This is a genomic window from Micromonospora sp. NPDC002389, assembly GCF_040296095.1.
Classification (GTDB): domain Bacteria; phylum Actinomycetota; class Actinomycetes; order Mycobacteriales; family Micromonosporaceae; genus Micromonospora.
The window spans coordinates 292,417-317,862 of sequence record NZ_JBEOWP010000008.1; the positions used below are offsets into that span (position 1 = coordinate 292,417).

Consider the following 25,446-nt stretch of genomic DNA (forward strand, 5'->3'; position numbering starts at 1 on the left):
GGTGCCGACGGTGGGAGGTTCCACGCCGAGGTCGGTCGGTGCTGCTGCTGATCCGTCTACGCCGTCAGCTCGAAAGGGGCCGAGGGAGCACACTTCGGGGCGCGAGCGGGGCCGGCTCAGCGGCGCGTCGCGAAGACCACGCCGGTCAGGCAGAGCGCGCCGCCCAGCAGGGCGAGCGGCGCCGGTACCTCACCCAGCAGCGTCCAGGAGAGCAGGACCGTGACCGGCGGGACCAGGTAGGTCGCGGCGGTGGTGCGGCCCGCGGTCCAGCGGGACAGGACGTAACCCCAGGTGAGGAAGCCGATCGCGGTCGGGAACACGCCGAGGAACAGCACGCCGAGGGTCGCCGGGAGCGGGGCGGCGGCGAACTCCGCGAGCAGCGTGGGCGCGAACGGCAGCAGGGCCGCCGTCCCGGCCGACGCGCCGAGCCAGGTCATCGTCACCGCGTCGACCCGCGCCAGGAGACGTTTCTGGAGCAGTACGCCGAAGGCGTAGAGCACGGCGGCGAGTACCGCCAGCGCGACGCCCACCGGGTCGGCATGCCCGGTGAAACCGCCGACGGCGATCAGGGCCACGCCCGCGAAGGCGATCGTCACGCCGATGCCGAGGCGGCCGGTGAGCCGCTCGCCGAGTACCAGCGTCGCGGCGATCGCCACGAGGATGGGTGCGACCGCCACCAGCAGCGCGGCCGTCCCGGCGTCGACCAGCCGCTCGGCGGCGTTCAGCGCCACGTTGTACCCGCCGAACCAGGCCACGCCCCAGAGCACGATCAGCCCCAGCGTGCCGCCCCGGGGGACGGCGACCCGACGGGGCGCCGCCACGTCGGTGTGCAGGACCCGGAACCGCCGGGTGACGACGACGAACAGGGTCAGCGCGGCGGACGCCGCCACCATGCGGCCCAGCGCCATCGCGCCCGGCGAGTAGTCGTGTCCGGCGAAGCGGATGCCGACGAACGCCGAGGCCCACAGCACCACCGTGGTCCCGGCGGCGGCCAGGATCGGCCAGGACCGACGGCGCGGTGCCACAGGTCGGGGGTACGCCGTGTCACGGGACCTGTCGGCGGCGGCCCTGGCGGGGGCTTCGGTGAGCGTCATGGCACGATTCTCGAACGCTCGACGATTCAGCACCAGCGATTGTTTCTTCACGACGATTAAGTTCTGCTTTACGGTTGTGGGGTGCTCGACGTCCACCGCCTCCGGGTCTTCCGTTCCGTCGTCGCGTCCGGCTCCGTGCAGGCCGCCGCCGCCAACCTCGGCTACACCCCCTCCGCCGTCAGCCAACACCTCACCGCGCTGCAACGCGAGACCGGCCTCACCCTCCTCGCCCGCGCCGGTCGTGGCCTGCGCCCCACCGCCGCCGGCCACGCCCTCGCCGCCGAGGCGGACCGGGTGCTCGCCCGGGTCGGCGCGGCCGAGTCGCTGATCGCGGACCTGCGTACCGGCCGCACCGGCTCGCTCTCCATCGCGTACTTCGCGTCGGTGGGCGAGGCGTGGATGCCGCTGGTGGTGCGGCGCATCCTCACCGAACTTCCCGGCGTCCGGATCGACCTGCAACTGCGGGAGCACATCCCGGACAGCCGGGAGGAACGCGCCGACGTCCAGGTGGTCGTGGCGGACCCCGGCTTCGAGCCCGGTACGGGCTTCACCGCCCAGCACATCGTCGACGACCCCTACGTGGCCGTCCTGCCCGCCGGGCACCCCCTCGCCGGCCACGACGAGGTGGACCTGGCCGAACTCGCCGAGGAACGCTGGGTCGACAACGACTTCGCCCGAGGCTGGTGCCGCGCCAAACTCCTCGAAGCGTGCACCGCCGCCGGATTCAGCCCGGCGTTCCGGGTCGAGGCGCACGACTACCGTACGGCGCTCGCCTTCGTCGCCGCCGGTATCGGCCTCACGGTGCTGCCCGCGCTCGGCGCCGCACACCTGCCCGACGGGGTGACCCCGATCCGGGTGGTCCGCCCGACACCGATCCGCTCGATCCACGTCGTGGTGCACGACGCCGTCGCGCACACCCCCGCCGTACGCACCACGATCACCGCCCTCCGCGAGGCAGCCGACGTCATGCCCAGGGCGCGGTCGGGTACCAGGGGATGATTTCCCGACGGGCGAGCAGCCGGACGTCCCAGTAGAGGAAGGTGAACACGCCCGCGACGAGGAACGCCACCGCGATGGTCGCCGCGAGTCGGGCCGGGTGCGCGGCGAACCAGCTCTGCAGCCGACTGCCGGCGAACCATGCCAGCAACAGGAAGAGCACCGCCATGATGACGATGTTGCCGATCGACTGGAGGGTGAACGCCGCCGCACCGTACAACGGGTTGCCGCTCTCCGCGGCGTCGCGGAACATCTGACGGAACAGCGGGAACGGTCGCCCGATCAGGAAGCCGGCGATGAGCACGCCCATGAAGACCAGTGGGGCGTTGGGGTACCGGCGTGAGATCCGGGCGAAGGGGTCCGGCACCACCCGCAGCGCTGCCAGTCCCAGGTAGATCATGATCAGCCCGATCAGGCCGAAGACCACCATGGACTGGATGCTGCGTGGCGACAGCGATCCAGGGGTGTTCGGCGCGGTGGAGAACTGGGGCATCGACGTGCCGACCAGGCCGACGATCGCACCGTACGCGGCGGAGACCGCGACCATGCCGACCGCCATCCAGCCCAGCGGGCGCAGCGGCGTCAGGAAGCGGCCCAACCGGCTGTCGGGCGTACCGGCCAAGGGGGCGAGGGCGCCGAAGGCGGCGACGTTGCAGGCGGTGAAGGTGCCGGCGACGCCGGAGACGAACGCGAAGAGCACACCGGCCAGGACTCCGCTGAGCGGGGTTTCCTTGGCGTCGTGACCCAGCATGGCGTTGGCGATGTTGTCGCCGATCGTCTGGTCGACGAACTCCGCCGACCAGACGACGGTGAGCAGGAAGCCGACGAGCACGCTGAGCAGGATGATCACGCCGCGTCGGCGTGGTACGTGCCCGGTGACGAACACGGAGGTGGCGCGGGGCTCGGGCGGTAGCTGGATCTGATCGGCAGCGTGCGGGCGGCGGGTGCGTCGGTCAGCCTGAGTCACGGAGCGCTCCTCGTCTGACGGAGGGTGACGGCTTCGATGGTAATGAATTTATGGTGGCGTAGGTCTGCCTGATCTCCCGCGCACGGGTGGCTCGCCGGCCACAACTTGCATGGGTATGCGGGGTGGTGCATACTCTTCCTTGTGTCCAAGGTTCTTACCTCCCTGCCCACGGGTGAACGTGTCGGCATCGCCTTCTCCGGCGGCCTCGACACCTCGGTCGCGGTCGCGTGGATGCGCGACAAGGGCGCGGTGCCCTGCGCCTACACCGCCGACATCGGCCAGTACGACGAGCCCGACATCGCCTCGGTGCCCGGTCGCGCGCTCAGCTACGGTGCCGAGCTGGCCCGCCTGGTCGACTGCCGGGCCGCCCTGGTGGAGGAGGGGCTGGCGGCGCTGACCTGCGGCGCCTTCCACATCCGCTCGGGCGGGCGGGCGTACTTCAACACCACGCCGTTGGGGCGCGCGGTCACCGGGACGCTGCTGGTGCGCGCGATGGTCGCCGACGACGTGCAGATCTGGGGCGACGGGTCGACCTTCAAGGGCAACGACATCGAGCGCTTTTACCGGTACGGTCTGCTGGCCAACCCGCAACTGCGGATCTACAAGCCGTGGCTGGACAGCAGCTTCGTCACCGAGCTGGGCGGGCGCAAGGAGATGTCCGAGTGGCTGCAGGAGCGCGGCCTGCCCTACCGGGACAGCACCGAGAAGGCGTACTCCACGGACGCCAACATCTGGGGCGCCACGCACGAGGCGAAGACCCTCGAACACCTGGACACCGGTATCGAGACGGTCAACCCGATCATGGGCGTCCGGTTCTGGGACCCGGCGGTGGAGATCCCCACCGAGGACGTGACGATCGGCTTCGACCAGGGCCGCCCGGTCACGATCAACGGTAAGGAGTTCGGCAGCGCGGTGGACCTGGTGCTGGAGGCCAACGCCATCGGCGGTCGGCACGGCCTGGGCATGTCCGACCAGATCGAGAACCGGATCATCGAGGCCAAGAGCCGGGGCATCTACGAGGCGCCCGGCATGGCGCTGCTGCACGCCGCCTACGAGCGGCTGGTCAACGCCATCCACAACGAGGACACCCTGGCGAACTACCACAACGAGGGTCGCCGTCTCGGCCGCCTGATGTACGAGGGGCGCTGGCTGGACCCGCAGGCGCTGATGCTGCGCGAGTCGCTGCAGCGCTGGGTCGGCACGGCGGTCAGCGGCGAGGTGACGCTGCGGCTGCGGCGGGGCGAGGACTACTCGATCCTGGACACCACCGGCCCGGCCTTCAGCTACCACCCGGACAAGCTGTCGATGGAGCGTACCGAGGACTCGGCGTTCGGCCCGGCGGACCGGATCGGCCAGCTCACCATGCGCAACCTGGACATCGCCGACTCGCGGGCCAAGCTGGAGCAGTACGCCAACCTGGGCATGGTCGGCGGTGCGCCGCAGCGGGTGCTCGGTGCCGCGCAGGCCGCTTCCACCGGGCTGATCGGGGCGATGCCGGAGGGTGGCGCGGAGGCCATCGCCTCCCGGGGCGTCTCCTCGACCGAGGACGCGGCCCTCGACCGTGCCGCCATGGAGTTCGGCGTCGACTGACCGCCGGGTTCCGACCAGGCTCACCCGCCCGCTGTTGACGGTCACCCGCCGTCGACGGCGGGCGGTGCCGTCTCCGCGTGAAGATCCGCGACCGGTACGCTGGCCGCCCCCGGGTGTCCCGCACGTCCGACGCCTCGGGAACCCCGAAGGAGGTGGCCGTGCCCGCAGCCGTCCGACCCTGGCTGGCGGTCGCCGTGGCGAGCGTCGTCGCGGTCCTCGCCTGGGCCGGCTTCTGGTATCTGGCCGTGCCGCGCGTCGACGTGTGCCCGGCGATCCACCCCGCGCCCGCCGGATGTCGGGTCGACGAACGGATCTCCACCGCGTGGGCCTGGACGATCATCGTGGCGGTGCTCTACGTGGCCACCGTCGTCGCCCAGGTCCGTCCGAGTGCCCAGCGCCGCCAGGCGGTCGTGCTGGGCACGGTGGCGCTCGGCGTCTCGGCCCTCTACGGCCTCTGGAAGGTGTGGCAGGCGGGCGGCTGATCCGCTGCCGCGCGTCGACCGCGCCGAGTCCGGCGGTACGCCCGGCGACCGGGGCGGTGTGACTGGGCGGCGCGCGGCCATCGAGCGATGACCGATCGACCGAGGTGACCTTCTCGCGGCGTGCGCTCTACTGTGCGTAGTTGTCCGGTCGCGTTTCGTCCGCGCTCGGTGAGAGGCGGCGCCGACCGGTCACCGCTTCCCGAGGAGGACCCGTTGAGGTTGTCGACCCGCCTGTCCGCCGCCGTGACCGCGACCGTGCTGGTCGCGTCCGCGCTGACCGTCCTGCCCGCCTCTGCCGCCTACGCCACCCCGCTCGCCTACCGCGCCGTCGACCTGGGCACCCTTGGTGGTGCCGCCAGCGCCGCCACCGCGACGAACGACCGGGGCACGGTCGTCGGCTGGAGCCTGACGGCCGGCGGTGCCCGGCACGCGTTCGTGTGGCGTGGCGGGGTGATGACCGACCTCGGCGTGTTACCGGGGCACGTGGAGTCCACCGCCGTCGACGTCAACGAACGCGGCGACGTGGTCGGCACCTCGACCGGGCCGGAGTGGATCACCCGGGCGGTGCTCTGGCGCAACGGTGAGATGATCGACCTGGGCACCCTCGGCGGCGACTACAGCGAGGCGGTGGCCGTCAACGACCGGGGGCAGGTGCTCGGGCTGAGCAACCCGCCCACCGACATCCCGCACCGCTTCCTCTGGCGGGACGGCGTCTTCACGGACCTGGGTCGGCAGGACTTCTACGAGACGACCGACGGGTTCAACAACCGGGGCGACGTGGTGGGCACGTTCCACGTCGCGCCGTACGACTACCCGTGCACCTGCGTGGGTGGCCGGCTGCGGGACGGCGTCCTCACCCGGATCGGCGACCAGGCGACGGCGACCAACAACCTGGGTCACGTGGTCGGTCTCGCCGACGGTCGGGCCTTCCGCTGGCGTGCCGGGGTGCTGACCGACCTGGGCACGCTGGGCGGCCCGACGAGTCGGGCGACCGCCGTGAACGACCTGGGCGTGGTCCTCGGAGTCAGCGAGACCCCCTCGTCCGCGCAGCGACCGGTGCTGTGGTGGGCCGGTCGCACCGTCGACCTGTTCACGCGGGGGCTCGGCACCGCCGACCAGGTGAACGACCTGGACATCCGGGGTCGGCTGGTGGGCAGCCGCGACGGGCGCGCCACGCTGTTCCGGTAGCGGTCCGGATAGGGCCGTGGCCGCGAGGTGCTAAGCCGGGTCCGGGGTCGTGTCAGGCTGGGGACGACCGACCGGGGGTGACCGGTCGGCCGGCCGCCGTCGGAAGGACCAGCCGTGCCCCGCACCTCCCGCCGTACCGCCGCTGCCGGCGCCGTCCTGCTCGCCGTCCTGCTGGTCGGATGCTCGTCGGGCACCTCGACCGCGCCGACACCCCCACCGGCACCGCAGTCTCCGACCACTGCGCCACCCACGTCCGCCGCGCCGGTGACGGTGGACTTCGCCCCGCTGGAGCGGGAGTTCGGCGCCCGGCTCGGTGTGTACGCGGTCGACACCGGCACCGGACGCACCGTCGCGCACCGGGCCGACGAGCGCTTCGCGTACGCCTCGACGTTCAAGGCGCTCGCGGCGGCGGCGGTGCTGGACGCGACCGAACCCGAGGAGATGGACTCGGTGGTCCGGTACTCCCGCGACGACCTGGTGACCTACTCGCCGATCACGCAGCGGCACGTGACGACCGGCATGACGCTGCGGGAGGTCGCCGACGCGGCGGTGCGCTACAGCGACAACACCGCCGGGAACCTGCTGCTGGACCGGCTCGGCGGCCCGGCCGGGTTCCAGCGGGCGCTGCGCGCCGTCGGCGACGACGTAACCCGACCGGTCCGCCGGGAGACCGCGCTCAACGAGGCCCGGCCGGGTGACACCCGGGACACCAGTACGCCGCGCGCGTTGGCCACCTCGCTGCGGGCGTACGCGGTCGACGACGCGCTGCCCGACGCGGACCGCGCGCTGCTGGTCGACTGGCTGCGGCGCAACACCACCGGCGACTCCACGATCCGGGCGGGTGCGCCGGACGGCTGGGTGGTGGGGGACAAGACCGGCTCCGGCGGCTACGGCACCCGCAACGACATCGCGGTGCTCTGGCCGCCGGACCGGCCGCCGATCGTGATGGCCGTGCTCTCCAACCGGGGTGAGAAGGACGCCGAGTCGGACGACGCCCTTCTCGCTCGGGCGGCCGCGCTCACCCTGGCCGCCCTGCGCTGAGTCGGGCTCACGGCACGGCGGCGCCGGTGAAGTCGAAGTGCGCGGTCAACGGGGTGCCGCGTACCCGCAGGGGCTGGGCGCCGCCGATCTGCGCGGCGTTCGGATGCCAGCGGCTCGGCGTGTACGCGCAGTCGCAGCGCAGCACCACCGACTGCCCCGGCAGCAGCCGCAGCGTGTAGTCGGAAGCCGCGTCCGCCACGCCCAGCACGTCGCCGGTGACGGCGTGGAAGGCGATCACCTGCGCGTAGTAGGAGATGTCCGGGGCGGTGATGGTGCCGCTGACCACGGTGCCGGGACTGAGCGTCTGGTCGAGGGTGGCGGTTCGACCGGCGCGGACCCGGACCGTGCGAGCCTCGCGCCAGTCGGCGGTGCCACCGGACCACTGGCTGGCCAGGCGGGTTCCGCTGAAGTACAACGGCCAGTGGTACGGCCCGAGGCCGGTCAGCGTGTAGCGGCCGTCGTCGTCACTGATGGCGCCCCGGCCGCCGTACTTGGGGTCCGGGACGTCCGGCATCGTCGAGGCGTACCCGGAATAGGCCAGCGGCGTACCGTCCGTCCTGGTCAGTCGGCCGGTCACCGCGCCCGGCGGGTCGAAGCGGACCGTCGGCGCGGTCACGGTCCGGCCGGCCCGCACCGTGACGACCGTCGCCTTCTCCCGTTGCCCCGTGCCGCCGTGCGCGCCGACCCACTGGAGGCCGTGGTGCGGTTCGTAGGGCCGGGCCAGCAGGCGGTAGCGGCCGGGAGGCACGTCGGTGGCGACCACCGCGCCGCCCTCGATCCCGGTGCAGCCGGCGAGCCGCCCGATCTGTTCCTCGCCGATGGCCACGACGGTGAGCGGGTCGCGGTCGACCGGCACCAGGTGCAGGCAGCCTCGGGCGTCGGCGCCGGTGGCGGCGTCCCGCACGGTGGCCCGTAGCGCGCCGGTGGTGCCGGTGCGCGCACCGGCGGTGGCGGGCAGCGGATGGACGGCGCCGCCGACCAGGGCGAGCGCGAGCAGCGGTACGGCGGCGCGGGCGACGGAGTGACGGTGTGACGGAGGCATCGGCGGATCCTCTCGACCCGGCGGAAGGAAGTCGCTCCTACGCTAACGCCCGTGCCCGTCCCGTCACTCTCTGTGTCGGGAGGTCGTCAGGGGATCGGCCACTCGTGGACCGGGCGGTTGCTGTGCATCAGCTCCACGTAGTGCCGCAACACCTCGCGCAGCGCCTCCGGTCGGTCGAGTTGGTCGGTCGACTCCAGCCGGTGCAGCGTGGCCACCTGCCAGCTCGCGCCGTTGCGTCCGGTGAGGCAGCGCTGCTCGATGACGCCGAGCAGGCGGTCCCGCTCGTCCGGGTCGACGCCCCACCGGTCCAGGCCGTGCTGGGCCAGCGGCAGCAGGCGGCGCAGCACCAGCTCGGTGACGGGCAGGTAGCCCAGGCCGGGCCAGAAGACGTGCGCGTCGATGCCGTGCCGGGCGCACGTGGTGAAGTTCTCCTCGGCGGCGCTGAACGACATCTGCGACCACAGCGGCCGGTCCGCCTCGGCCAGCGCCCGGACGAGTCCGAAGTAGAACGCGCCGTTGGCGACGGTGTCCAGCACGGTCGGCCCGGCCGGCAGCACCCGGTTCTCCACCCGCAGGTGCGGCCGGCCCCGGTGTACGTCGTAGACGGGCCGGTTCCAGCGGTAGATCGTGCCGTTGTGCAGCCGCAACTCGGCCAGGTTCGGTACGCCACCGGCGGCCAGCGTCTCCGAGGGGTCCTCGTCGTCGCAGACCGGCAACAGTGCCGGGAAGTAGCGGACGTTCTCCTCGAACAGGTCGAAGACCGAGGTGATCCAGCGTTCTCCGAACCAGACCCGGGGCCGTACGCCCTGCGTCTTGATCTCCTCGGGGCGGGTGTCGGTGGCCTGCTGGAACAGCGGGATGCGGGTCTCCCGCCACAGCTCCCGGCCGAAGAACAGCGGCGAGTTCGCGCCGAGCGCAACCTGGATGCCGGCGATGGCCTGGGCGGCGTTCCAGTAGTCGGCGAACTGCGTCGGGGAGACCTGGAGGTGGAACTGGGTGCTGGTGCAGGCGGCCTCCGGGGTGATGGTGTCGGCGGTCACCGACAGGCGTTCCACCCCGTTGACCGTGATCTGCAGGTCCTCGCCCCGGGCGGCGAAGATCTGCTCGTTGAGCAGCGCGTAGCGGGGATTGTTCGACAGCGTGTCGGCGGTCAGGTGCTCGGGGCGTACGGTCGGCAGGATGCCGATCATCACCAGGTGCGCGTCGACCGTCCGGGCGCGCTGGTCGGCGGCGTTCAGGCTGGCCCGTACGCTCTGCTCGAACTCGCGAAGGCCGGTGCCGGCCAGCCGCCGGGGCGCCACGTTGATCTCGACGTTGAACTGCCCGAGCTCGGTCTGGAAACTCGGGTCGGCCACCGCGCGCAACACGTCGGCGTTGCGCATGGTGGGCATGGAGTTCTCGTCGACCAGGTTCAGCTCGATCTCCAGGCCGGTCATCGCCCGGTCGACGTCGAACCGGGACTCGCGCAGCATCTCGGCGAAGACGTCGAGACAGCGCCGCACCTTGTCCCGGTAGCGAGCCCGATCCTGGCGACTGAAGGTCTGCGCGCCGACTTCCTCGCCCATGGTCACCACCCTGTCACCCCGGGTACCCCCAACGTGACACGTCCATGCATCCGGGCGGAAGCCCCGACCGCGTGCGGTTCCCGGATCCGACGGCACATACCATGGCTGACGTGCGCGAAAAGGTGACCCGACTGTTCGTGGTGGCGGCGATCGCGGAGGCGATCTCCTGGGCCGGCCTGCTCGCCGGCATGGCGGCGAAGTACGGCCCGCCCGACAACGAGCTGGGGGTCAAGGTGTTCGGCCCGATCCACGGCGCGCTCTTCGTGGTGTACGGGCTGCTCGTGCTGGCCGTGGCCCGGGTGCACCGGTGGAGCCTGACGGCCACCGTGGTGGCGCTGGCCTGCGCGGTGCCGCCGTTCGCCACCATCGTCTTCGAGCGCTGGGCCCGCCGACGCGGCATGCTCGACACCAGCCCCGCGCCGGAGCGGGAGCCCGCCCCGGTCGGCTGAGGCTCACCTCAGCGCGGTGCAGGCGGCCAGACCGGCCAGGAGTAGCAGGCCCAGCGTGGCCTGGAGCAGCAGCGGCGGGCCGAGGTGCGACCACACGGTGGCGGTGCGCGGCCGCAGCAGTTGACCGGTGGTCAGGTTGACGATCCGTTCGATCTTCGGTGCCAGGTCCGGGTCGCCCTGGTCGCGCAGGGTGAGCTGGACGTGGTCGGCCGGGTGCAGCGCGCTCTGCGGCAGGTGCCCGTGCAGCTCCACCTCGTACAGTTTGCCGTCCGAGTCGCGCAGGCGGACCGGGGTGACCAGGTACTCCGGCCCCTTCTTCAGTTCCTTGAAGCTGCGCCGGCCGGTGCCGGACCCGGCGCTGAGCGCGGCCCGGACCAGCTTGGCGATCAGGCCGATCAACCCGGCGGCGGCCACCACCACCACCAGCACCGGCTGCCCCACGCGCACCTCCCGGGGGTAGCCGTCCATCAGCCGCACGATCTGCGCGGTGAGGATCCGACCCGTCGGATGCAGGCTGCGCCGGGAGTACGACGTCGTGTCCATGTCCACCACCCAGAGTCCGCTTTCGCCTACAGATCGTATCGATCCTCGGGGTTGAACGACGTGAATGAAAATCGGTCACGCGGTGGCCGGCAGGTGACAAGCCGGGTGGTGCGGGTAAGCGGTGGGCCGAGCCGGAAAGGGGTCGAGCATGCAGCTGTCCTTCCTGCGCCCGCTCTACCAGCGCCCGGGTCCGTGGTGCTCGGTCTACCTGGACGCCTCGTTGGACACCGAGGACGCCCACGCCGCACTCGACCTGCGCTGGCGCGGTCTGCAACAGCAGCTCGCCGAGCAGGGTGCCGACGAACCGACCATCGCCGCCATCGACCGGGTGGTGCGTGGCCACGATCCGATGCCCGGGGACTACGGGCTGGCCGTTTTCGGGGCCCAGGGGCGGGTGGTGCTCTCCGAGTACCTGTCCGCGCCGCCCCGGCGGGACCTGGCCGCGTACGCGCCGCTGCCGCACGTGATGCCGTTGCTGGCCCAACGGGGTGAGCAGGTCGCGTGGGTGCGGGTGCTGGCCGACCGGACCGGCGCCGACGCGATGTCGGTCAGCGCTGGTGGGGTGCCCCGACGGGCGCACGTCACCGGTCGGGAGAGCTTCCCGTTGCGCCGGGTCAAGCCCGGTGGCTGGTCACAGTCGCGCTACCAGCGCGCCGCCATGGAGGCCTGGCACCACAACGCGGGCGACGTCACCGCCGCCACCGTGGAGCTGGCCGAACGGGTCGGTGCCGAGGTGGTCGTGGTGGCCGGCGACATCCGGGCCACCGGCATGATCGCTGCCCAGATGCCGGCGCGCTGGCAGGACATGGTGGTCCGCACCGACGCCGGGTCCCGGGCCGAGGGCGCCGACCAGAGCCTGCTCGACGACCTGACCGTGCAGACCATCGCCGAGGTGGCCGACCAGCGGGTCACCGCCGCGTTGGACCGCTTCGGCACGCAGGAGGACGTCGGCGCCGGACTCGACGCCGTGGTCGCCGCGCTGCAACGCAACCAGGTCGACACGATGCTGTTGGTGGACGACCCGTCCGCCGACGGGGAACTCTGGATCGGCCCGGCGGCCACCGACATCGCCACCGACCCGAGCCAGCTCGCCACCGTGTCGGACCCGGCCCGGGTTCGCGCCGACGCGGCGCTGGTGCGGGCCCTGGTCGGCACCGATGCCGAGCTGACCGTGTTGGGCCCGGACGAGGCTCCGGAGCTGGCGGAGGGCGTCGGAGCGGTGCTGCGCTACGTCGACCCGGTCACACCGGGACGGGGCGGTGCCTGACCCGGTCGTCGCGGACGCGGTCGTCGCACGGTTGCTGGCCTGGCGGGTCGCGCGGGTCTACGGCGCGCCGGGCCCGGCGACCGCGCCACTGGTCGAGGCGGTGCACGCGGCCGGCGGCGACCCGGAGTTCGTCCCCGTGCGGCACGCCGAGAGCGCCGCGCTGATGGCCGCCGGGCACGCCCGGTTCGCCGGTGGGGTCGGCGTCTGCCTCTCCGACGGCGGGCCGGACGCGCTGGGGCTGATCGGCGGTCTCGACGCCGCCCGCCGGGCCGGCCTCCCGGTGCTGGCGGTGCTCGGCGAGCAGCAGCCCGACGGGCACCGCGACGACGGGCCCCGCTTCGCCGGGACGTGCCGGCACGTCCGGTACGCCGCCGACCCGACCCGGGTGTCGGAGCTGGTGGACGAGGCGCTGGGCAGCGCGCTGCGCGGCGGCGGCCCGGTCTGCCTGGTGCTGCCCGGTGACGCGTCCGGCCACCGCCCGCCCGGGAACACCGGCCGGGCGGTCGATCCGGGGCAGGCCCTCGCCGACCTGGTCACCCGGCTGCCGGCGGGTGGCGCGGTGACCGTGGACGGTGGCGGCACCGTCGCCGGGTACGCCCGCCACCTGCGCGTACCGGCCGGTGTCGAGGTGCTGCGGGCCGACGGTGCACCCGGCACCGCCCTGCCGTACGCGCTGGCCGCCAAGCTGGCCGCGCCGGACCGCCCGGTGCTCGCCGTCGTCGCCGACGAGGGGATGCGCGCCTCCGGGCTGGCCGAGTTGGTCGCGGTCGCCCGGCACCGGGCGGCGTGGACCGACCCGCGCCTGGTGCTGCTGGTGCTGAACACCCGTTCCGGGCACCCCCGGTACGCGCAGCCGCCCCACCCACCCGCCGACGACGTCCCGTACGCGGGCTGGGCCCGCCTGCTGGGTCTGCGCGGCATCCGGGTCGACCGGCCGGAGCTGATCGGGGCGGCCGGGGCCGAGGCGTTCGGCGCGGATCGGCCGTGCCTGCTGGAACTGGTGGTCGGTCCGGTCGGCGTGGGCCTCGCCGGGGCGTTGCGCACCGTCGGGGTGGACGGACGAAGATCACCTGATTGATCCCGCTCGGTGGAGGGTTGCCCTGTTTAAGCCGCATCCGGGCGGGAAGCCGGGCCGCGTGAGCGAACGGGGCACGGTGGGGCCGGCGCGAGGATCGCGACCGGGACTCACGGCAGCGGGTGCGGGGCTGGCTGGCGACCGGGTGGTCGCGGTGGGCAGCACCTCCCGGATTCTCGTCGCGGCCATCGCCCGCGCGCTACGCGGCGCCGACTGTGCCGATATCGGTCACGTCGGGCCGGTGTCCCGGTTCGCCGGCACCCCGGACCCGATCCGTCGGGCCGCCGCCGCCCGTACCGCCGGTCGGGTGGCCCTGACCGCCGGGCAGGCCGCCGAGGTCGACGCCGCCCGGGTCGCCCGGTGGTTCGTCGACCAGTACCCGCGCGGCCGGTACCCCGGGGTGCTGCTGGGCTCGCCGCACGGCGCCGCCGCCCACCTGGCGACCGCGCTCGGGATGCCGTGGCTGCCCACCGGGTTCGAGATGACCGCGCACTGGCCGCGCGGCGCGGTGGACCGCCCCCGCGCCGCCCTGGACCACGGCGCCGCCCTCGCCGGACGGCTGCTGGCCGGCAACCCCGACCTGCACGTACGCCAGGTGCACTGCCCGGCCAGCCGGGGCTCGCTGGCCGGCGTCACGGTCTCGTTGACCGCCCGCTGGCGGACGCTGCCGACCGCGTACCGGCGGTTCCTGACCGACCGGTTGACGCCCGGCGCGCCGGTGCTGGTGCTCAGCGACGCGCGGACCTGGCCGGTGCACGACGCCGCCGACGGGCACAGCTTCCAGGTCGGCTCCCCGGCCAGCGGGCTGGAACCGGTCGACTTCCACCCGGACAGCCACGCGCTGCGGCAGGTGCTGCGCTCGGCCGGGGGCGACGGCGTGAACTGGGACCCGCCGGAGATCTCCGCCCCACCGGCCGCCGCCGAGCACGGCGTGGAGCCCGGTCTGGACCGCGCCGTCCGGGAGTGGACCGCCCGCGCCGGACGACCGGTGCACCGGCTGCTGTTCCCGGGACCGGAGGTGCTCAGCGCCGCCGTCGCCGACCTGTACCGGCGCTGGCTGCGCGCCGCCGGCAAGACCGGTGACCGGTTGGTGGTGGAATGCGGCCGACTGCTCGACCCGTGGCAGGTGGTGCGGGCGGGGATGGTGCCGTACTGGTGCGAGAACGCCACCCGGCGCAGCGTCGAGCAGGCCGAGTGGTGGCTGGCCGGCAGCGAGCCGTTCGCCTCGGTGGACGTACTCCCCGAGCCGCCCGGGGTGCGCTCGCCGGCGCTGGCCGGGCTGCCGCAGTGGCTGGCCGTCGCCGGGTTCGGGCGTCGCCGTCGGGCCCTGGACCGCGCCACCGCCCGGGGTTACCCGGTCACCTCCGTGCCCACCCGCCGGGCCACCGAGGTGCTCCGCGCCCAGCCGTACGACCTGCCCGTCCCGCCGCCGCTGGCGGTGCCCGACGCGCTGGCCGCGCTGCGCGCCAGCGGCACCCCGCTCGGCCTGCTCATCTGTTGAGGCGGGGCTGACGAAACATCCTCGCGAACCCGTGCCGCCGTGATTGAGTACCTACGGAGCGGGAACACCGCCGGCTGCGACAGGCTGATCACCTGTGCCGTGGCGTGGCGTCGCCCGCTGGCATCCCAATCACGAACCCACTTTTCGGCCCGTGCGTGTCCACGCGCGTGCCCGGTGTCCACGAATCCGGGCGGGGGTCCTTCCTGAGGGAGGCGCGGATGTTCGGACAGACCACCACGACCACACCACCACCGACGGATCGGGGACTGGAGGATCTCGACGCGGCGGCGCTCGCGTACGCGGCACGGATCGCCGGGCTGCCGCCCGAGCGCCGCCACGAGGCGCGGGACGACCTGGTCCGCTTCGCGTTGCCGTTCGCGGGCCGGCTGGCTCGGCGCTACCGGGGACGCGGGGAACCGCTGGAGGATCTGGAACAGGTGGCCCGTCTGGGGCTGGTCAACGCCGTCGACCGGTACGACCCGGAACGCGGCTCGTTCACCGCGTACGCCGCGATCACCATCGTGGGTGAGATCAAGCGGCATTTCCGGGATCGCACCTGGGGTGTGCACGTGCCCCGCCGACTGCGTGACCTGATCCTGGAGGTCGGGCAGGCGACGGCGGCGCTGACCAGCGAGCTGTCCCGCGCTCCCACGGTGGCCGAGTTGTCCAAGCGGCTGGAGACGCCGGAGGAGGAGATCCTCGCCGCGCTGGAGTCGGCGGCCGGCTACAGCCCGGCCTCGCTCAACGCGCCGGTCGGCGGGGAGAGTTCGGCCGAGTTCGGCGACCTGGTGGGCGAGTCGGACATCGCGCTGGAGTCCGTCGACGACCGGGTGACGGTCAGCGGACTGCTGCACCGGCTGCCCTGGCGGGAGCGGCGGATCCTGGCGATGCGCTTCTACGGCAACCAGACCCAGGCCGAGATCGCCGCCCGCTTCGGCATCTCCCAGATGCACGTGTCCCGGCTGCTGTCCCGGGCGTTGACCTGGCTGCGCCAGGCGATGCTCGCCGACGCGCCGCCGCCGTGGCAGAACGGCCCGGCCGAGTCCGAAGCGACCACGAAGACGGCGCGGACGACGGTTCGGTAAGGAGGGGTCCCCTGCTAACGCCTCGTGCATAGCAGGGGACCCCTCCTAACACTTCCTTACCCGCCTCCCCGATGTCGGTACGCCCCGGCTCAGTTCTCGGTGCCGTCACCGTGCCCGCGCGGGTGGCGCCACCGGTCGTGCTGCTCCCGGCGCTCCGCCCCCGGCGGGTGGTCCTCCGGCGCGTCGGTGTCGGCGAAGCTGGGGCGACGTACCTCCTCCGGCTCGGGCACCTCCACCGGCCGGGCCCCGGACTGCGCCGCGGGCTGGTACTCCGTCGCCTCCGAGGCGCCCTGCGCACCCCCGGCGGCGGGCGACTCGGGCTCGTGCGTCTCGCGGTGCAACTCGTCGCGGAACTCCTGCGGCGGCTTGACCGCGCGTTGTGGGAGGTCGCGGCCGAGATCGGAGACGAACTCGCCGTACTTGGCGTCGAAGGCCGGGCGCTCGGAGCGGATCCGCGGCATCCGGTCGAAGTTGCGCAGCGGCGGCGGGCAGGTGGTCGCCCACTCCAGGGAGTTGCCGAAACCCCACGGGTCGTCCACCGTCACCTGTGCGCCGAACCGCCAGGACTTCCAGGCGTTCCAGATGAAGAACAACGTGGACGCGCCCAGCACGAACGAGAAGACGCTGGAGATCGTGTTGAGCGTGGTGAAGCCGTCGGTGGGCAGGTAGTCGGCGTACCGCCGGGGCATGCCCTCGTTGCCCAGCCAGTGGTGCACCAGGAAGGTGCCGTGGAAACCGACGAACATGGTCCAGAAATGGATCTTGCCGAGCCGCTCGTCGAGCAGCCGCCCGGTCATCTTGGGCCACCAGAAGTAGAAGCCGGCGAAGAGCGCGAAGACCACCGTGCCGAAGACCACGTAGTGGAAGTGCGCCACCACGAAGTAGGTGTCGTGGGTGTGGAAGTCGGCCGGCGGGCTGGCCAGCAGTACGCCGGTGAGGCCGCCGAGCAGGAAGGTCACCAGGAAGCCGATGGCGAACAGCATCGGCGTCTCGAAGGTGAGCTGCCCCTTCCACATGGTGCCGATCCAGTTGAAGAACTTCACCCCGGTCGGCACCGCGATCAGATAGCTCAGGATGCTGAAGAACGGCAGCAGCACCTGGCCGGTGGCGAACATGTGGTGCGCCCACACCGTCATCGACAGCACGGTGATCGCGATGGTGGCCAACACCAGGCCGGTGTAACCGAAGATCGGCTTACGGGAGAAGACCGGGATGACCTCGGTGATGATGCCGAAGAACGGCAACGCGATGATATAGACCTCGGGGTGCCCGAAGAACCAGAACAGGTGCTGCCACAGCATCGGCCCGCCGGTGTCCGGGTTGAACACCTGCGCGCCGAGCAGCCGGTCGGCGGTCAGCGCCAGCAGCGCGGCGGCCAGCAGCGGGAAGACCAGGATCACCAGCACGCTGGTGAACAGCATGTTCCAGGTGAAGATCGGCAGCCGGAACATGGTCATGCCGGGCGCACGTAGGGTCAAGATCGTGGTGATCAGGTTGACCGCGCCGAGGATGGTGCCCAGCCCCGACACGACCAGGCCGACCACCCACATGTTCGCGCCGACGCCGGGGGAGTGCTCCACCGTGCTCAACGGGGTGTACGCGGTCCACCCGAAGTCCGCCGAGCCCTGCGGGGTGAAGAACCCGCCGATCACCATCAGCCCGCCGAACAGGTACAGCCAGTACGCCAGCGCGTTCAGTCGGGGGAACGACACGTCCGGCGCGCCGATCTGGATCGGCACGATGTAGTTGCCGAACCCGAACGCGGCGGGCGTGGCGAACAGCAGCAGCATCACCGCGCCGTGCGAGGTGAACAACTGGTTGTACTGCTCCGGCGCGAGGAACTGCAGACCCGGGCGGGCCAGTTCGGCGCGGATCAGCATCGCCTCGATCCCGGCCAGCACGAAGAAGCCGAACGAGGTGAGCAGATAGAGCAGGCCGATCTGCTTGTGGTCGGTGGTGGCCAGGAACCTGACCAGCTTCGCGCCGGGCAGTGGCGTGCGCAGCGGGCCCGGGTAGCCGCCGAACCGGGCCGGGGCCAGGATGGCCGGCCCTCGGTCCTGTCCGGGTTCGGTGGTTACCCGCTTGGGCATGCGCTCTCACCCCGCTGACGACGCAAAAGGACGGGCGTGGCTACCCGCCCCGTCGACCATGTAACCAGGCGAGAGGGGGAATTTCGGTCAATTGGCCGGTAGCGTGGCCCAAACGGCCTTTCCGTCACCGGCCGGCGCGCTGCCCCAGCGGTCGGTCAGCTCGCGTACCAGCAGCAGGCCCCGACCGCCCTCGTCGCGGTGCCCGGACCGGCCGGGCCGGGCCGGCGTGCTGCTGCCGTCGACCACCGCCAGGTGTAGCCACGGCCGCCGCAGCGTCACGGTCACCTGCATCGGCGTGCCGGCGTGCCGGACCACGTTGCCGACCAGTTCGCTGAGCACCACCGAGGCCGGGCCGACCGCCTCCGGCAGGTTCCACCGCGCGCAGGCGTCCACGACCAGCTCCCGGGCCCGCCGGCAGGCCGCCGCCACCGGCTCCAGCCGCACCCGCAGCCGGGGTACGGCCGACGCGCCGGCCACCCGGGTCGCCTCGTCGCAGGAGCCTCGCATCGGCACCACCCGGCAGGCCGTCGAGTCGGTCAGCGAGTCCGCCGTCGGGCCCGGTGCGCAGAGCACCATCGGCACCACCGGCCAGCCGGCGGCCCGGCGCGCGGCGGCGGCGAAGACCGACACCGCCAGCGGGTCCTCCACCCGCAGCCCGGACAGGTCCACCACCAGCGCGTCGGGCTGGGCGGACAGGCACCGGTCCAGCACGCCGTACGCCTCTCGCGTGGTGGTCAGGTCGAGAGTGCCGGCGAGCCGGAGGACCGTGACTGGTGCTCCGTCGGCTACCTCACACGTGATCCGGCTCGCCATCTCCGCCCTCGATCTGTCTCGCCCGCTGCTACGCCCGCCGCAAGGTCTGCCAACTACCCGGCCGGCCATCGGGCGAAACCGTGCTGGGCTGCGGTCACCCACCCGTACCGCGTGGGAGCGTTACCGCGACGAGCGGCGTCACGACGCGGCGGTCACCCGGCGTCGCGGCACCCGGTGCCGCAGCTCCGCCAGGGGCGGACGCTCCTGGACCGACACGTCGCTGACCACGATCTCCCGGTCCAGGTTCGGCAGCGCGTCGGAACCGCCCCGGCGGAACTGGGTGAGCAGCGCGGTGGGCAGCACGTCCGGGCTGGCCCAGCCCCGGCGCTGCAACCGCGACCAGGCGGTGAGCATGATCTGCGCGGACATCCGGCCCAGCGCGGCGGTGTCCTGGTGTCGATGCTTGCGCTCGCCGAGGTCGACCTGGGCCAGCGCGTCCAGCCCGACGAGCTCCAGCAGGTCGATCAGCATCGCGGTCTCCACGCCGTAACCGGAGACGAAGGGCACCTGGGCCAGCACCTCGCGGCGGCCGGCGTACTCACCGGCCAGCGGCTGCACGAAACCGGCCAGCTCCGGCCAGAACAGGTTGAGCATCGGTCGGGCCATCAGCTCGGTCACCCGGCCACCACCGTCGGCCTCCACCCCGCTGGTGTTGATCAGAGGCCGGTGGTAGAAGCCCTTGACGAAATCGACCGACGGGTCGGTGAGCAGTGGGCCGATCAGCCCGGTCACGAAGTGCGGGCGGAACTCCCGCAGGTCGGCGTCGACGAACGCCACCACGTCACCCTCCGCCGCGGCCAGCCCGGCCCAGAGCGCGTCGCCCTTGCCGGTCAGCCGGGGCAGCCCCTGGGTCATCGCGTCCTGGCCGACCACCTCGGCGCCGGCCGCCCGCGCCACCGCGGCGGTCCGGTCGGTCGACCGCGAGTCGACCACGATCAGCTCGTCGACCAGCGGCACCCGGTCCATCAGGTGTTCGCGGATGGTCGACACGATCGCCCCGACGGTGGCGGCCTCGTTGCGCGCCGGCAGCACCACGCTGACCCGGCTGTCGCCCTTGGCCCGCAGTAGCCGCCGCGTCGGCCAGTCGGCCGCCGAGGTCGTCCGATACGTGGCCCAGGCCTCCACCACGGGCGAGACCAGAGATTCAGTGTTCCGCACAGGCACCCCCTGATCGTCGCGGGAAGACCGGGAGTCGGATTTCCCAGCCCCCCGCACGCTAATCGGATCCATCACCCAGCTTGATCACCACCGTGCTCCAGGTACGTTCCCGCCGGATGAACGTTTGATTGCGGGCGGTCCGGGCACGTACCCGACGAGGAACGCCGCCGGGACCGCGCGGCGTCCGAAACGGCGCTGACCTGCGCAGTCACCGCCTCCGGACGGCCGGGGGAGCGGTCGACCGGGCCAGCTCACGCGACGGCACGCCGGTCGGGCCGTCACAACCGGCCTCCGGTCGCGTACCGTTGCGGCTCATGGGTGTGTCGCAACGGTTGAAGACCAGGTTCCGCCGGTTCCTCCAGCGCCCGGGGACCACGGTCGATCTGGCCCCGCTGGAGAAGCTGCTGCCGGCCATCGAGGCCCGCGAGGAGAAGGTCTCGGCGTTCGACGACGCCGAACTCACCGAGGCCGCCGACGCCGCGTCGAGCTACGAGGAGATCTGCGCGCTCGGCCGCGAGGCCGCCCGTCGTGGCCTCGACCAACGGCCGTACGACGTCCAGCTCCTCGGCGCGATGTCGCTGCTCTCCGGCAAGGTCGCCGAGATGGCCACCGGTGAGGGCAAGACGCTGACCGCCGCCATCGCCGCGTACGGGCACGTCCGGCTCGGCAACGGCCCGGTGCACGTGCTCACCGTCAACGACTACCTGGCCCGCCGCGACGCCCAGTGGATGGAGCCGGTCTACACGCTGCTCGGGCTCACCGTCGGCTGGGTCAACGAGGCGTCCACCCCGATCGAGCGGCGGGCCGCGTACGCCTGCGACGTCACCTACGTCTCGGTCAGCGAGGCGGGCTTCGACTTCCTGCGCGACCAGCTCGTCACCGACATCGCCGACCGGGTCCAGCCGCCGCTGCGCACCGCCATCGTCGACGAGGCGGACTCGATCCTGATCGACGAGGCCCGGGTGCCGATGGTGCTCGCCGGTTCGGTGCCGGGCGAGCAGGACCCCGTGCACACCGCCGCCGGACTGGTACGCGGCCTGCGCAAGGGCAAGCACTACACCGTCGCCGAGGACGGCCGCAGTGCCGCCTTCACCTCCGCCGGCCTGGCCGCCGTCGAGGCCAAGCTCGGCATCGACCTGTACGACGAGGAGAACGTCGAGCAGCTCTCCGCGGTGAACGTGGCGCTGCACGCGCACGCCCTGCTGCACCGCGACGTGGACTACATCGTCCGCGACGGCACGGTCGAGCTGATCGACGAGATGCGGGGCCGGGTCGCGCAGCGGCGTCGCTGGCCCGACGGGCTCCAGGCCGCGGTCGAGGCCAAGGAGGGGCTGGACGCCACGGCCGAGGGCGAGGTGCTGGGCACCATCGCCGTGCAGGCGTACATCGGCCTCTACCCCAAGGTGTGCGGCATGACCGCCACCGCGGTGCTGGTCGGCGACCAGCTCCGGGAGTTCTTCGGCCTGGAGGTCGCGGTGATCCCGCCGAACACCCCGTGCGTGCGGGTGGACGAGCCGGACCGCATCTACGCCACCCGGGCCGAGAAGGAGGAGGCGCTGATCGACGAGATTCGGCGCTGCCACGCCGACGGGCGTCCGGTGCTGGTGGGCACGCTCGACGTGAAGGAGTCCGAGCAGCTCGCCGCCGGTCTGCACGCGGCCGGCGTGCCCTGCGTGGTGCTCAACGCCAAGAACGACGACGAGGAGGCGGCGATCATCGCCGAGGCCGGTGCCCACGGCACGGTGACCGTCTCCACCCAGATGGCCGGTCGGGGCGTGGACATCCGTCTCGGCGGCAGCGACCAGGCCGACCGGGACCAGGTCGCCGAGCTGGGCGGCCTCTACGTGATGGGCAGCGGCCGGCACGACAGCCGCCGGGTCGACGACCAGCTCCGGGGCCGGGCCGGGCGGCAGGGCGATCCGGGCGGGTCGGTCTTCTTCGTCAGCCTGGAGGACGACCTGGTGGTCCGGCACGCCGGTGACACCGTGCCGGCCTCGCCCCGGATGAACGCCGACGGCCTGGTCACCGACGCGCAGGTGGACTACGCCGTGGAGCACGCGCAGCGGGTCGCGGAAGGCGTCAACCACGAGATCCACCGCAACACCTGGCGCTACAGCGTGGTCATCGAGCAGCAGCGCAAGGCGCTCGCCGAGCGGCGGGAGCGGCTGCTGACCAGTGACGTCGCGGCGCTGATGCTGCTGGACAAGATGCCCGACAAGGCCGGCGAGATGGACGAGGACCTGCTCGCCCGGGCCGCCCGGTCGATCGCGCTCTACCACCTCGACCGGCTCTGGGCCGCGCACCTGGCCGAGCTCTCCGAGGTACGCGAGGGCGTGCACCTGCGGGCACTGGGCCGGCTCGACCCGTTGGACGAGTTCCACCGCGCCGCCGTGCCCGCGTTCACCAACCTGGTGCCCGAGATCGAGGCTCGCACGCTGGCCACCTTCGAGGAGACCGAGTTCGACGAGGACTGGGAGCCGGACGAGTCCGAGCTGAGCCGGCCCAGTGCCACCTGGACCTACCTGGTGCACGACAACCCGTTCGGCTCCGAGCTGGACCGACTGATCGCCTCGGTCGGCCGTCGCCTGTCCGGAGCCGGTTCCCGCTGACCCGGCCACGCCCCTCCCGGTGGTCGTCGTACCCTGGGAGGGGCTCCGGTTTGCGCCGTTTCGACCCATGTTTCGGTGGGTAGTAGGGCGGGTCCGTGCTACCGGAGCCGCCGTCAGGTCGAGGCGCAGACCGAGGAGGAGTCAGGTGACGACGCTGGCCGCGGGTACCGGGGCGGGCTGCCGGTGAACCTGGAGACCAGCCCTCCGCCGGCCGAGACCCTCGGCGTCCTGGAGACGGCAGCTCTGCTGCGGGAACTCACCGCCGGGCTGATCGGGGTGGAGGACTTCGACGCGGCGCTCAGCGCGCTGGCACGCATCACCCGTGACGCTCTGGCCGGGGTGAGCTGGTGCGGCTTCACCGCGCTGCGGGCCGGCGAGCCCGCCGGGGTGGCCGCCTCCGACGCCCCGCTCGCAGGGTTGGACGACCTCAGCTACGGCCCGGACACCCCGGCGATGGAGGCGATCCGCCGTCGGGAGATGGTCGGTGCCGAGAACCTCGACGCCGAGTCCCGCTGGCCGGACTGGACGCCCCGGGCGCGGGAACTCGGCGTGCACGGCGTGATCTCCGCGCCGGTCGACATCGACGAGCAGGTGATCGGGGCGGTCAACCTCTATGCGGGGGAGTCCGATGTGCTCTCCACCGGTCACCAGTTGACGGCGATGCTGCTCGCCGAGCACGCCGGCCTGCTGTTGGCCGCCGTCCGCGAGCGGGAGCGGCGCGCCGCGCTGGTCGGTGAACAGGACGCCGCGCTGCTGGCCGACGGCGTGATCGGCCATGCCGTCGGAGTGATCATGACGCAGCGCGGCTGCCCGGCCGAGGACGCCCTCGAGGTGCTGCGCAGCGCCGCCTCGTCGCTGTCCATCCCGTTGCGGGAGGTCGCTGAGCGGCTGGTCAGCACCGTCTCCCGACCGCGTGACAACTGAGCGTCGTTTCGCCCGACTGTCACCCGGGTAGCACCCTGGACTGACGGCTGATCCGACCCAGGGGGGAATCGATGCAGAGCCGGCTGCGGGTGCAGGGGCACCCCATCCAACCGATGCTGGTGACGTTCCCGTACGGGCTCTTCGTCTGCGCGACCATCTTCGACCTTGCCGACGTGGTCGGCGGTCCGGTCTTCCTCGGTGAGGTCGGTTACTGGACGGCGGTGGCCGCGCTGGTGGCGGCGGCGTTGACCGCGATCGCCGGGATGGTCGACCTGTGGGACGTGCCGCCGGACCGGGTCCGCCGCACCGCGATCACCTTCAACCTGGTCAACGCCGGCATGGCCGGGCTGTTCCTGATCTCCTGCCTGGTCCGGGCCGACGCGCCGAACCGGGGCGCGGCGCCCGCGCTGCTGGTGGTCGAGGTGGTCGCGCTGGCGATCGGCGGTGTCGGCGTGCACCTCGGCTCGCGGCTGATGCGCCACTTCGAGTCCGCCAGCGCGGCGGCGCCCGGCTTCGACGGCCTGCGCGGCGTGGACGCACCCACCGTCGAGGTGGTCCGCCCCCGCCCGTACTGAGATGTAAGGAAGGGTCCCCTGCTAACGCCTGGTGCATAGCAGGGGACCCCTGCTTACATCTCTAATCAGGTTGCCGGGGTGGAGCCGGTCCGAGGACGCTGGCCCGATGGTGTCCACCGCAGCGAGCTTCGAGGAACTGGTCGCCGACGGCGAGTCCGCCCCGGTCGAGGGGTGGGGCTTCGACTGGCTGGCCGGGCGGGCTACCGAGGAGCGTCCACCCTGGGGGTACGCCCGCCTGGTGGCGGCGCGGATGGCGACGGTCGACGCGGCGCTGGACGTCGACACCGGCGGGGGAGAGGTGCTCGCCGAGGTGCCGCGTCCGCCCCGACGGCTGGTGGCGACCGAGGCGTGGCCGCCGAACGTGGCGGTGGCCCGGGAGAAACTGCGCCCGCTCGGCGCGACCGTGGTGGCGGTGACTCCGGACGCGCCGTTGCCCTTCGCCGACGGCAGCTTCGACCTGGTGGTCAGCCGGCATCCGGTGCGGACCGACTGGCCGGAGGTGGCGCGGGTGCTGCGACCGGGCGGCACGTTCCTGTCGCAGCAGATCGGGCCCGGGACGGTACGCGAACTCAGCGAGGCCGTCCTCGGGCCGTTGCCGCCACCGGCGTACCGGCATCCGGAGCAGGCGGTCGCGCAGGCCCGCGCGGCCGGTCTGACCGTGGTGGACCTGCGCGAGGCGACACTGCGGACGGTCTTCCACGACATCGGCGCGGTGGTCTGGTTCCTGCGCAAGGTGGTCTGGACCGTACCCGGCTTCACCGTGGCGGCGCACCGGCCGGCGCTGGCCCGCCTGCACGCGCGGATCCAGGCCGAGGGCCCGTTCGTCGCGTACGCCCGGCGCTTCCTCGTCGAGGCGACCCGCCCGGCGGCCTGACCCGTCGGCTCAGGCTGTCGGGCGCAGCAGCGTGAGCATCTCCGGCAGGTCGAAGAACTGCGCCGTCTCCACGGCGGACGGGTTGCCGTCGTCCGGGTCCGCGCCGGCGTCGAGCAGCGCGCGGACCGCCGGGCCGCTCTTGCGGAACACCGCCGCGGCCAGGGCCGTCTGACCCCGGTCGTTGGTACGCGAGAAGTCGGCGCCGCGGTCCAGCAGGGCGGCGACGGTCTCCGGGTGGGCGTGGTACGCCGCCAGGATCAGCAGGCTGTCGCCCCGCTCGTTGGTCAGGTTGACCGGCAGCCCCGCGTCGACGTAACCGGCGAGTTCGGTGGTCGCGCCGTCGCGCGCCAGGTCGAACATCCGGTGCGCGAACTCCAGGGTCTCGGCGTCGAGTTCCTCGCTCACCGGTACAGGTTAGTGGTGGGGCCACGGCGTCGCTCGGCGCGGTCCGTATCCGCGTCCCAACATGTAGGATTACCTACTAAACCTATAGGGTTTGCCGTCTAGACTGGTCCGGT

Annotated in this window: 23 protein-coding genes; 14 read left to right on the forward strand and 9 right to left on the reverse strand. The window is 72.7% G+C overall.

Going from position 1 to position 25,446, the window contains the following annotated elements:
- Window positions 1–116 precede the first annotated feature (116 nt).
- Complete coding sequence (locus ABT008_RS17980; RefSeq protein ID WP_350697346.1) at window positions 117–1,094, reverse strand: DMT family transporter; 978 nt, start codon at window positions 1,092–1,094, stop codon at window positions 117–119.
- Window positions 1,095–1,175: 81 nt separating this feature from the next.
- On the opposite strand from ABT008_RS17980, the gene ABT008_RS17985 reads away from it, so the two are divergent.
- The gene (locus ABT008_RS17985) at window positions 1,176–2,093 is read left to right on the forward strand and encodes a LysR family transcriptional regulator (RefSeq protein ID WP_350697347.1); all 918 of its coding nucleotides are present in this window, start codon (window positions 1,176–1,178) and stop codon (window positions 2,091–2,093) included.
- Here the strand turns inward: ABT008_RS17985 and ABT008_RS17990 are convergent.
- Window positions 2,059–3,057: a hypothetical protein gene (locus tag ABT008_RS17990; RefSeq protein ID WP_350697348.1), complete on the reverse strand. Its 999-nt coding sequence runs from the start codon at window positions 3,055–3,057 to the stop codon at window positions 2,059–2,061. The two genes, ABT008_RS17985 and ABT008_RS17990, sit on opposite strands and share 35 nt — an antisense overlap.
- 141 nt (window positions 3,058–3,198) lie before the next feature.
- Between ABT008_RS17990 and argG the strand changes: the two genes are divergently transcribed.
- From argG to bla, 4 genes are all read left to right on the forward strand, one after another.
- A complete protein-coding gene (gene argG, locus ABT008_RS17995) occupies window positions 3,199–4,647 on the forward strand; it encodes an argininosuccinate synthase (protein WP_350697349.1) in 1,449 nt (482 codons plus the stop codon).
- Window positions 4,648–4,805: 158 nt separating this feature from the next.
- Entirely contained in the window at window positions 4,806–5,129 is a 324-nt protein-coding gene (locus ABT008_RS18000) for a hypothetical protein (RefSeq protein ID WP_350697350.1), read from the forward strand.
- 213 nt (window positions 5,130–5,342) lie between these two features.
- Window positions 5,343–6,317, forward strand: coding sequence for a hypothetical protein (locus ABT008_RS18005; protein ID WP_350697351.1), 975 nt, complete (start codon window positions 5,343–5,345; stop codon window positions 6,315–6,317).
- Between the two features lie 114 nt (window positions 6,318–6,431).
- Window positions 6,432–7,358 (forward strand): class A beta-lactamase, encoded by a 927-nt coding sequence (gene bla, locus ABT008_RS18010; protein ID WP_350697352.1) that lies wholly within the window; start codon window positions 6,432–6,434, stop codon window positions 7,356–7,358.
- A gap of 7 nt (window positions 7,359–7,365) precedes the next feature.
- On the opposite strand, the gene ABT008_RS18015 is transcribed toward bla, so the two are convergent.
- A complete protein-coding gene (locus tag ABT008_RS18015; protein WP_350697353.1) occupies window positions 7,366–8,400 on the reverse strand; it encodes a hypothetical protein in 1,035 nt (344 codons plus the stop codon).
- Window positions 8,401–8,486: 86 nt separating this feature from the next.
- On the reverse strand, window positions 8,487–9,965 hold the full coding sequence (locus ABT008_RS18020) for a glutamate-cysteine ligase family protein (RefSeq protein WP_350697354.1): 1,479 nt from the start codon (window positions 9,963–9,965) through the stop codon (window positions 8,487–8,489).
- 101 nt (window positions 9,966–10,066) lie between these two features.
- On the opposite strand from ABT008_RS18020, the gene ABT008_RS18025 reads away from it, so the two are divergent.
- Window positions 10,067–10,414, forward strand: a complete 348-nt coding sequence (locus tag ABT008_RS18025; protein WP_350697355.1) for a DUF3817 domain-containing protein — start codon at window positions 10,067–10,069, stop codon at window positions 10,412–10,414.
- Window positions 10,415–10,417: 3 nt separating this feature from the next.
- Here the strand turns inward: ABT008_RS18025 and ABT008_RS18030 are convergent, their stop codons facing one another.
- Window positions 10,418–10,957 carry a hypothetical protein gene (locus tag ABT008_RS18030; protein ID WP_502890445.1) on the reverse strand — a complete coding sequence of 180 codons (540 nt, stop codon included), beginning with the start codon at window positions 10,955–10,957 and terminating at the stop codon, window positions 10,418–10,420.
- A 148-nt stretch (window positions 10,958–11,105) separates the two neighbouring features.
- Between ABT008_RS18030 and ABT008_RS18035 the strand changes: the two genes are divergently transcribed.
- The 4 genes from ABT008_RS18035 to ABT008_RS18050 all read left to right on the forward strand — a co-directional run bounded on the left by ABT008_RS18035 (window position 11,106) and on the right by ABT008_RS18050 (window position 15,885).
- On the forward strand, window positions 11,106–12,224 hold the full coding sequence (locus tag ABT008_RS18035; RefSeq protein ID WP_350697357.1) for a baeRF2 domain-containing protein: 1,119 nt from the start codon (window positions 11,106–11,108) through the stop codon (window positions 12,222–12,224).
- Window positions 12,217–13,302, forward strand: coding sequence for a thiamine pyrophosphate-binding protein (locus ABT008_RS18040; protein ID WP_350697358.1), 1,086 nt, complete (start codon window positions 12,217–12,219; stop codon window positions 13,300–13,302). The genes ABT008_RS18035 and ABT008_RS18040 overlap by 8 nt, the downstream gene beginning before the upstream one ends.
- Before the next feature lie 76 nt (window positions 13,303–13,378).
- Window positions 13,379–14,800, forward strand: coding sequence for a hypothetical protein (locus ABT008_RS18045; protein WP_350697396.1), 1,422 nt, complete (start codon window positions 13,379–13,381; stop codon window positions 14,798–14,800).
- Between the two features lie 218 nt (window positions 14,801–15,018).
- On the forward strand, window positions 15,019–15,885 hold the full coding sequence (locus tag ABT008_RS18050) for a SigB/SigF/SigG family RNA polymerase sigma factor (RefSeq protein ID WP_350697359.1): 867 nt from the start codon (window positions 15,019–15,021) through the stop codon (window positions 15,883–15,885).
- An 89-nt stretch (window positions 15,886–15,974) separates the two neighbouring features.
- On the opposite strand, the gene ctaD is transcribed toward ABT008_RS18050, so the two are convergent.
- From ctaD to ABT008_RS18065, 3 genes are all read right to left on the reverse strand, one after another.
- Complete coding sequence (gene ctaD, locus ABT008_RS18055; protein ID WP_350697360.1) at window positions 15,975–17,975, reverse strand: aa3-type cytochrome oxidase subunit I; 2,001 nt, start codon at window positions 17,973–17,975, stop codon at window positions 15,975–15,977.
- Window positions 17,976–18,062: 87 nt separating this feature from the next.
- The gene (locus ABT008_RS18060; protein ID WP_350697361.1) at window positions 18,063–18,788 is read right to left on the reverse strand and encodes an ATP-binding protein; all 726 of its coding nucleotides are present in this window, start codon (window positions 18,786–18,788) and stop codon (window positions 18,063–18,065) included.
- Window positions 18,789–18,926: 138 nt separating this feature from the next.
- Window positions 18,927–19,913 carry a glucosyl-3-phosphoglycerate synthase gene (locus ABT008_RS18065; RefSeq protein WP_350697397.1) on the reverse strand — a complete coding sequence of 329 codons (987 nt, stop codon included), beginning with the start codon at window positions 19,911–19,913 and terminating at the stop codon, window positions 18,927–18,929.
- 347 nt (window positions 19,914–20,260) lie between these two features.
- Here ABT008_RS18065 and secA2 point away from each other — a divergent pair, with 347 nt between their 5' ends.
- The 4 genes from secA2 (at window position 20,261) to ABT008_RS18085 (ending at window position 24,928) form a co-directional block, all read left to right on the forward strand.
- The gene (gene secA2 / locus ABT008_RS18070) at window positions 20,261–22,555 is read left to right on the forward strand and encodes an accessory Sec system translocase SecA2 (RefSeq protein WP_350697362.1); all 2,295 of its coding nucleotides are present in this window, start codon (window positions 20,261–20,263) and stop codon (window positions 22,553–22,555) included.
- Between the two features lie 183 nt (window positions 22,556–22,738).
- Complete coding sequence (locus tag ABT008_RS18075) at window positions 22,739–23,479, forward strand: ANTAR domain-containing protein (RefSeq protein WP_350697398.1); 741 nt, start codon at window positions 22,739–22,741, stop codon at window positions 23,477–23,479.
- A 71-nt stretch (window positions 23,480–23,550) separates the two neighbouring features.
- Window positions 23,551–24,054, forward strand: a complete 504-nt coding sequence (locus ABT008_RS18080) for a DUF2231 domain-containing protein (protein ID WP_350697363.1) — start codon at window positions 23,551–23,553, stop codon at window positions 24,052–24,054.
- A gap of 106 nt (window positions 24,055–24,160) precedes the next feature.
- Window positions 24,161–24,928, forward strand: a complete 768-nt coding sequence (locus ABT008_RS18085; protein WP_350697364.1) for a class I SAM-dependent methyltransferase — start codon at window positions 24,161–24,163, stop codon at window positions 24,926–24,928.
- A gap of 9 nt (window positions 24,929–24,937) precedes the next feature.
- Here the strand turns inward: ABT008_RS18085 and ABT008_RS18090 are convergent, their stop codons facing one another.
- Complete coding sequence (locus ABT008_RS18090) at window positions 24,938–25,333, reverse strand: ankyrin repeat domain-containing protein (RefSeq protein ID WP_350697365.1); 396 nt, start codon at window positions 25,331–25,333, stop codon at window positions 24,938–24,940.
- Window positions 25,334–25,446 lie beyond the last annotated feature (113 nt).

Bases quoted from the DNA above. Each gene is read 5' to 3' on its own strand.
- ABT008_RS17980 (WP_350697346.1), bottom strand. From the start codon at position 1,094: ATGACGCTCACCGAAGCCCCCGCCAGGGCCGCCGCCGACAGGTCCCGT.
- ABT008_RS18015 (WP_350697353.1), bottom strand. From the start codon at position 8,400: ATGCCTCCGTCACACCGTCACTCCGTCGCCCGCGCCGCCGTACCGCTG.
- ABT008_RS18020 (WP_350697354.1), bottom strand. From the start codon at position 9,965: ATGGGCGAGGAAGTCGGCGCGCAGACCTTCAGTCGCCAGGATCGGGCT.
- ABT008_RS18025 (WP_350697355.1), top strand. From the start codon at position 10,067: ATGGCTGACGTGCGCGAAAAGGTGACCCGACTGTTCGTGGTGGCGGCG.
- ABT008_RS18030 (WP_502890445.1), bottom strand. From the start codon at position 10,957: ATGGACACGACGTCGTACTCCCGGCGCAGCCTGCATCCGACGGGTCGG.
- ABT008_RS18035 (WP_350697357.1), top strand. From the start codon at position 11,106: ATGCAGCTGTCCTTCCTGCGCCCGCTCTACCAGCGCCCGGGTCCGTGG.
- ABT008_RS18050 (WP_350697359.1), top strand. From the start codon at position 15,019: ATGTTCGGACAGACCACCACGACCACACCACCACCGACGGATCGGGGA.
- ctaD (WP_350697360.1), bottom strand. From the start codon at position 17,975: ATGCCCAAGCGGGTAACCACCGAACCCGGACAGGACCGAGGGCCGGCC.
- ABT008_RS18060 (WP_350697361.1), bottom strand. From the start codon at position 18,788: ATGGCGAGCCGGATCACGTGTGAGGTAGCCGACGGAGCACCAGTCACG.
- secA2 (WP_350697362.1), top strand. From the start codon at position 20,261: ATGGGTGTGTCGCAACGGTTGAAGACCAGGTTCCGCCGGTTCCTCCAG.
- ABT008_RS18080 (WP_350697363.1), top strand. From the start codon at position 23,551: ATGCAGAGCCGGCTGCGGGTGCAGGGGCACCCCATCCAACCGATGCTG.
- ABT008_RS18085 (WP_350697364.1), top strand. From the start codon at position 24,161: ATGGTGTCCACCGCAGCGAGCTTCGAGGAACTGGTCGCCGACGGCGAG.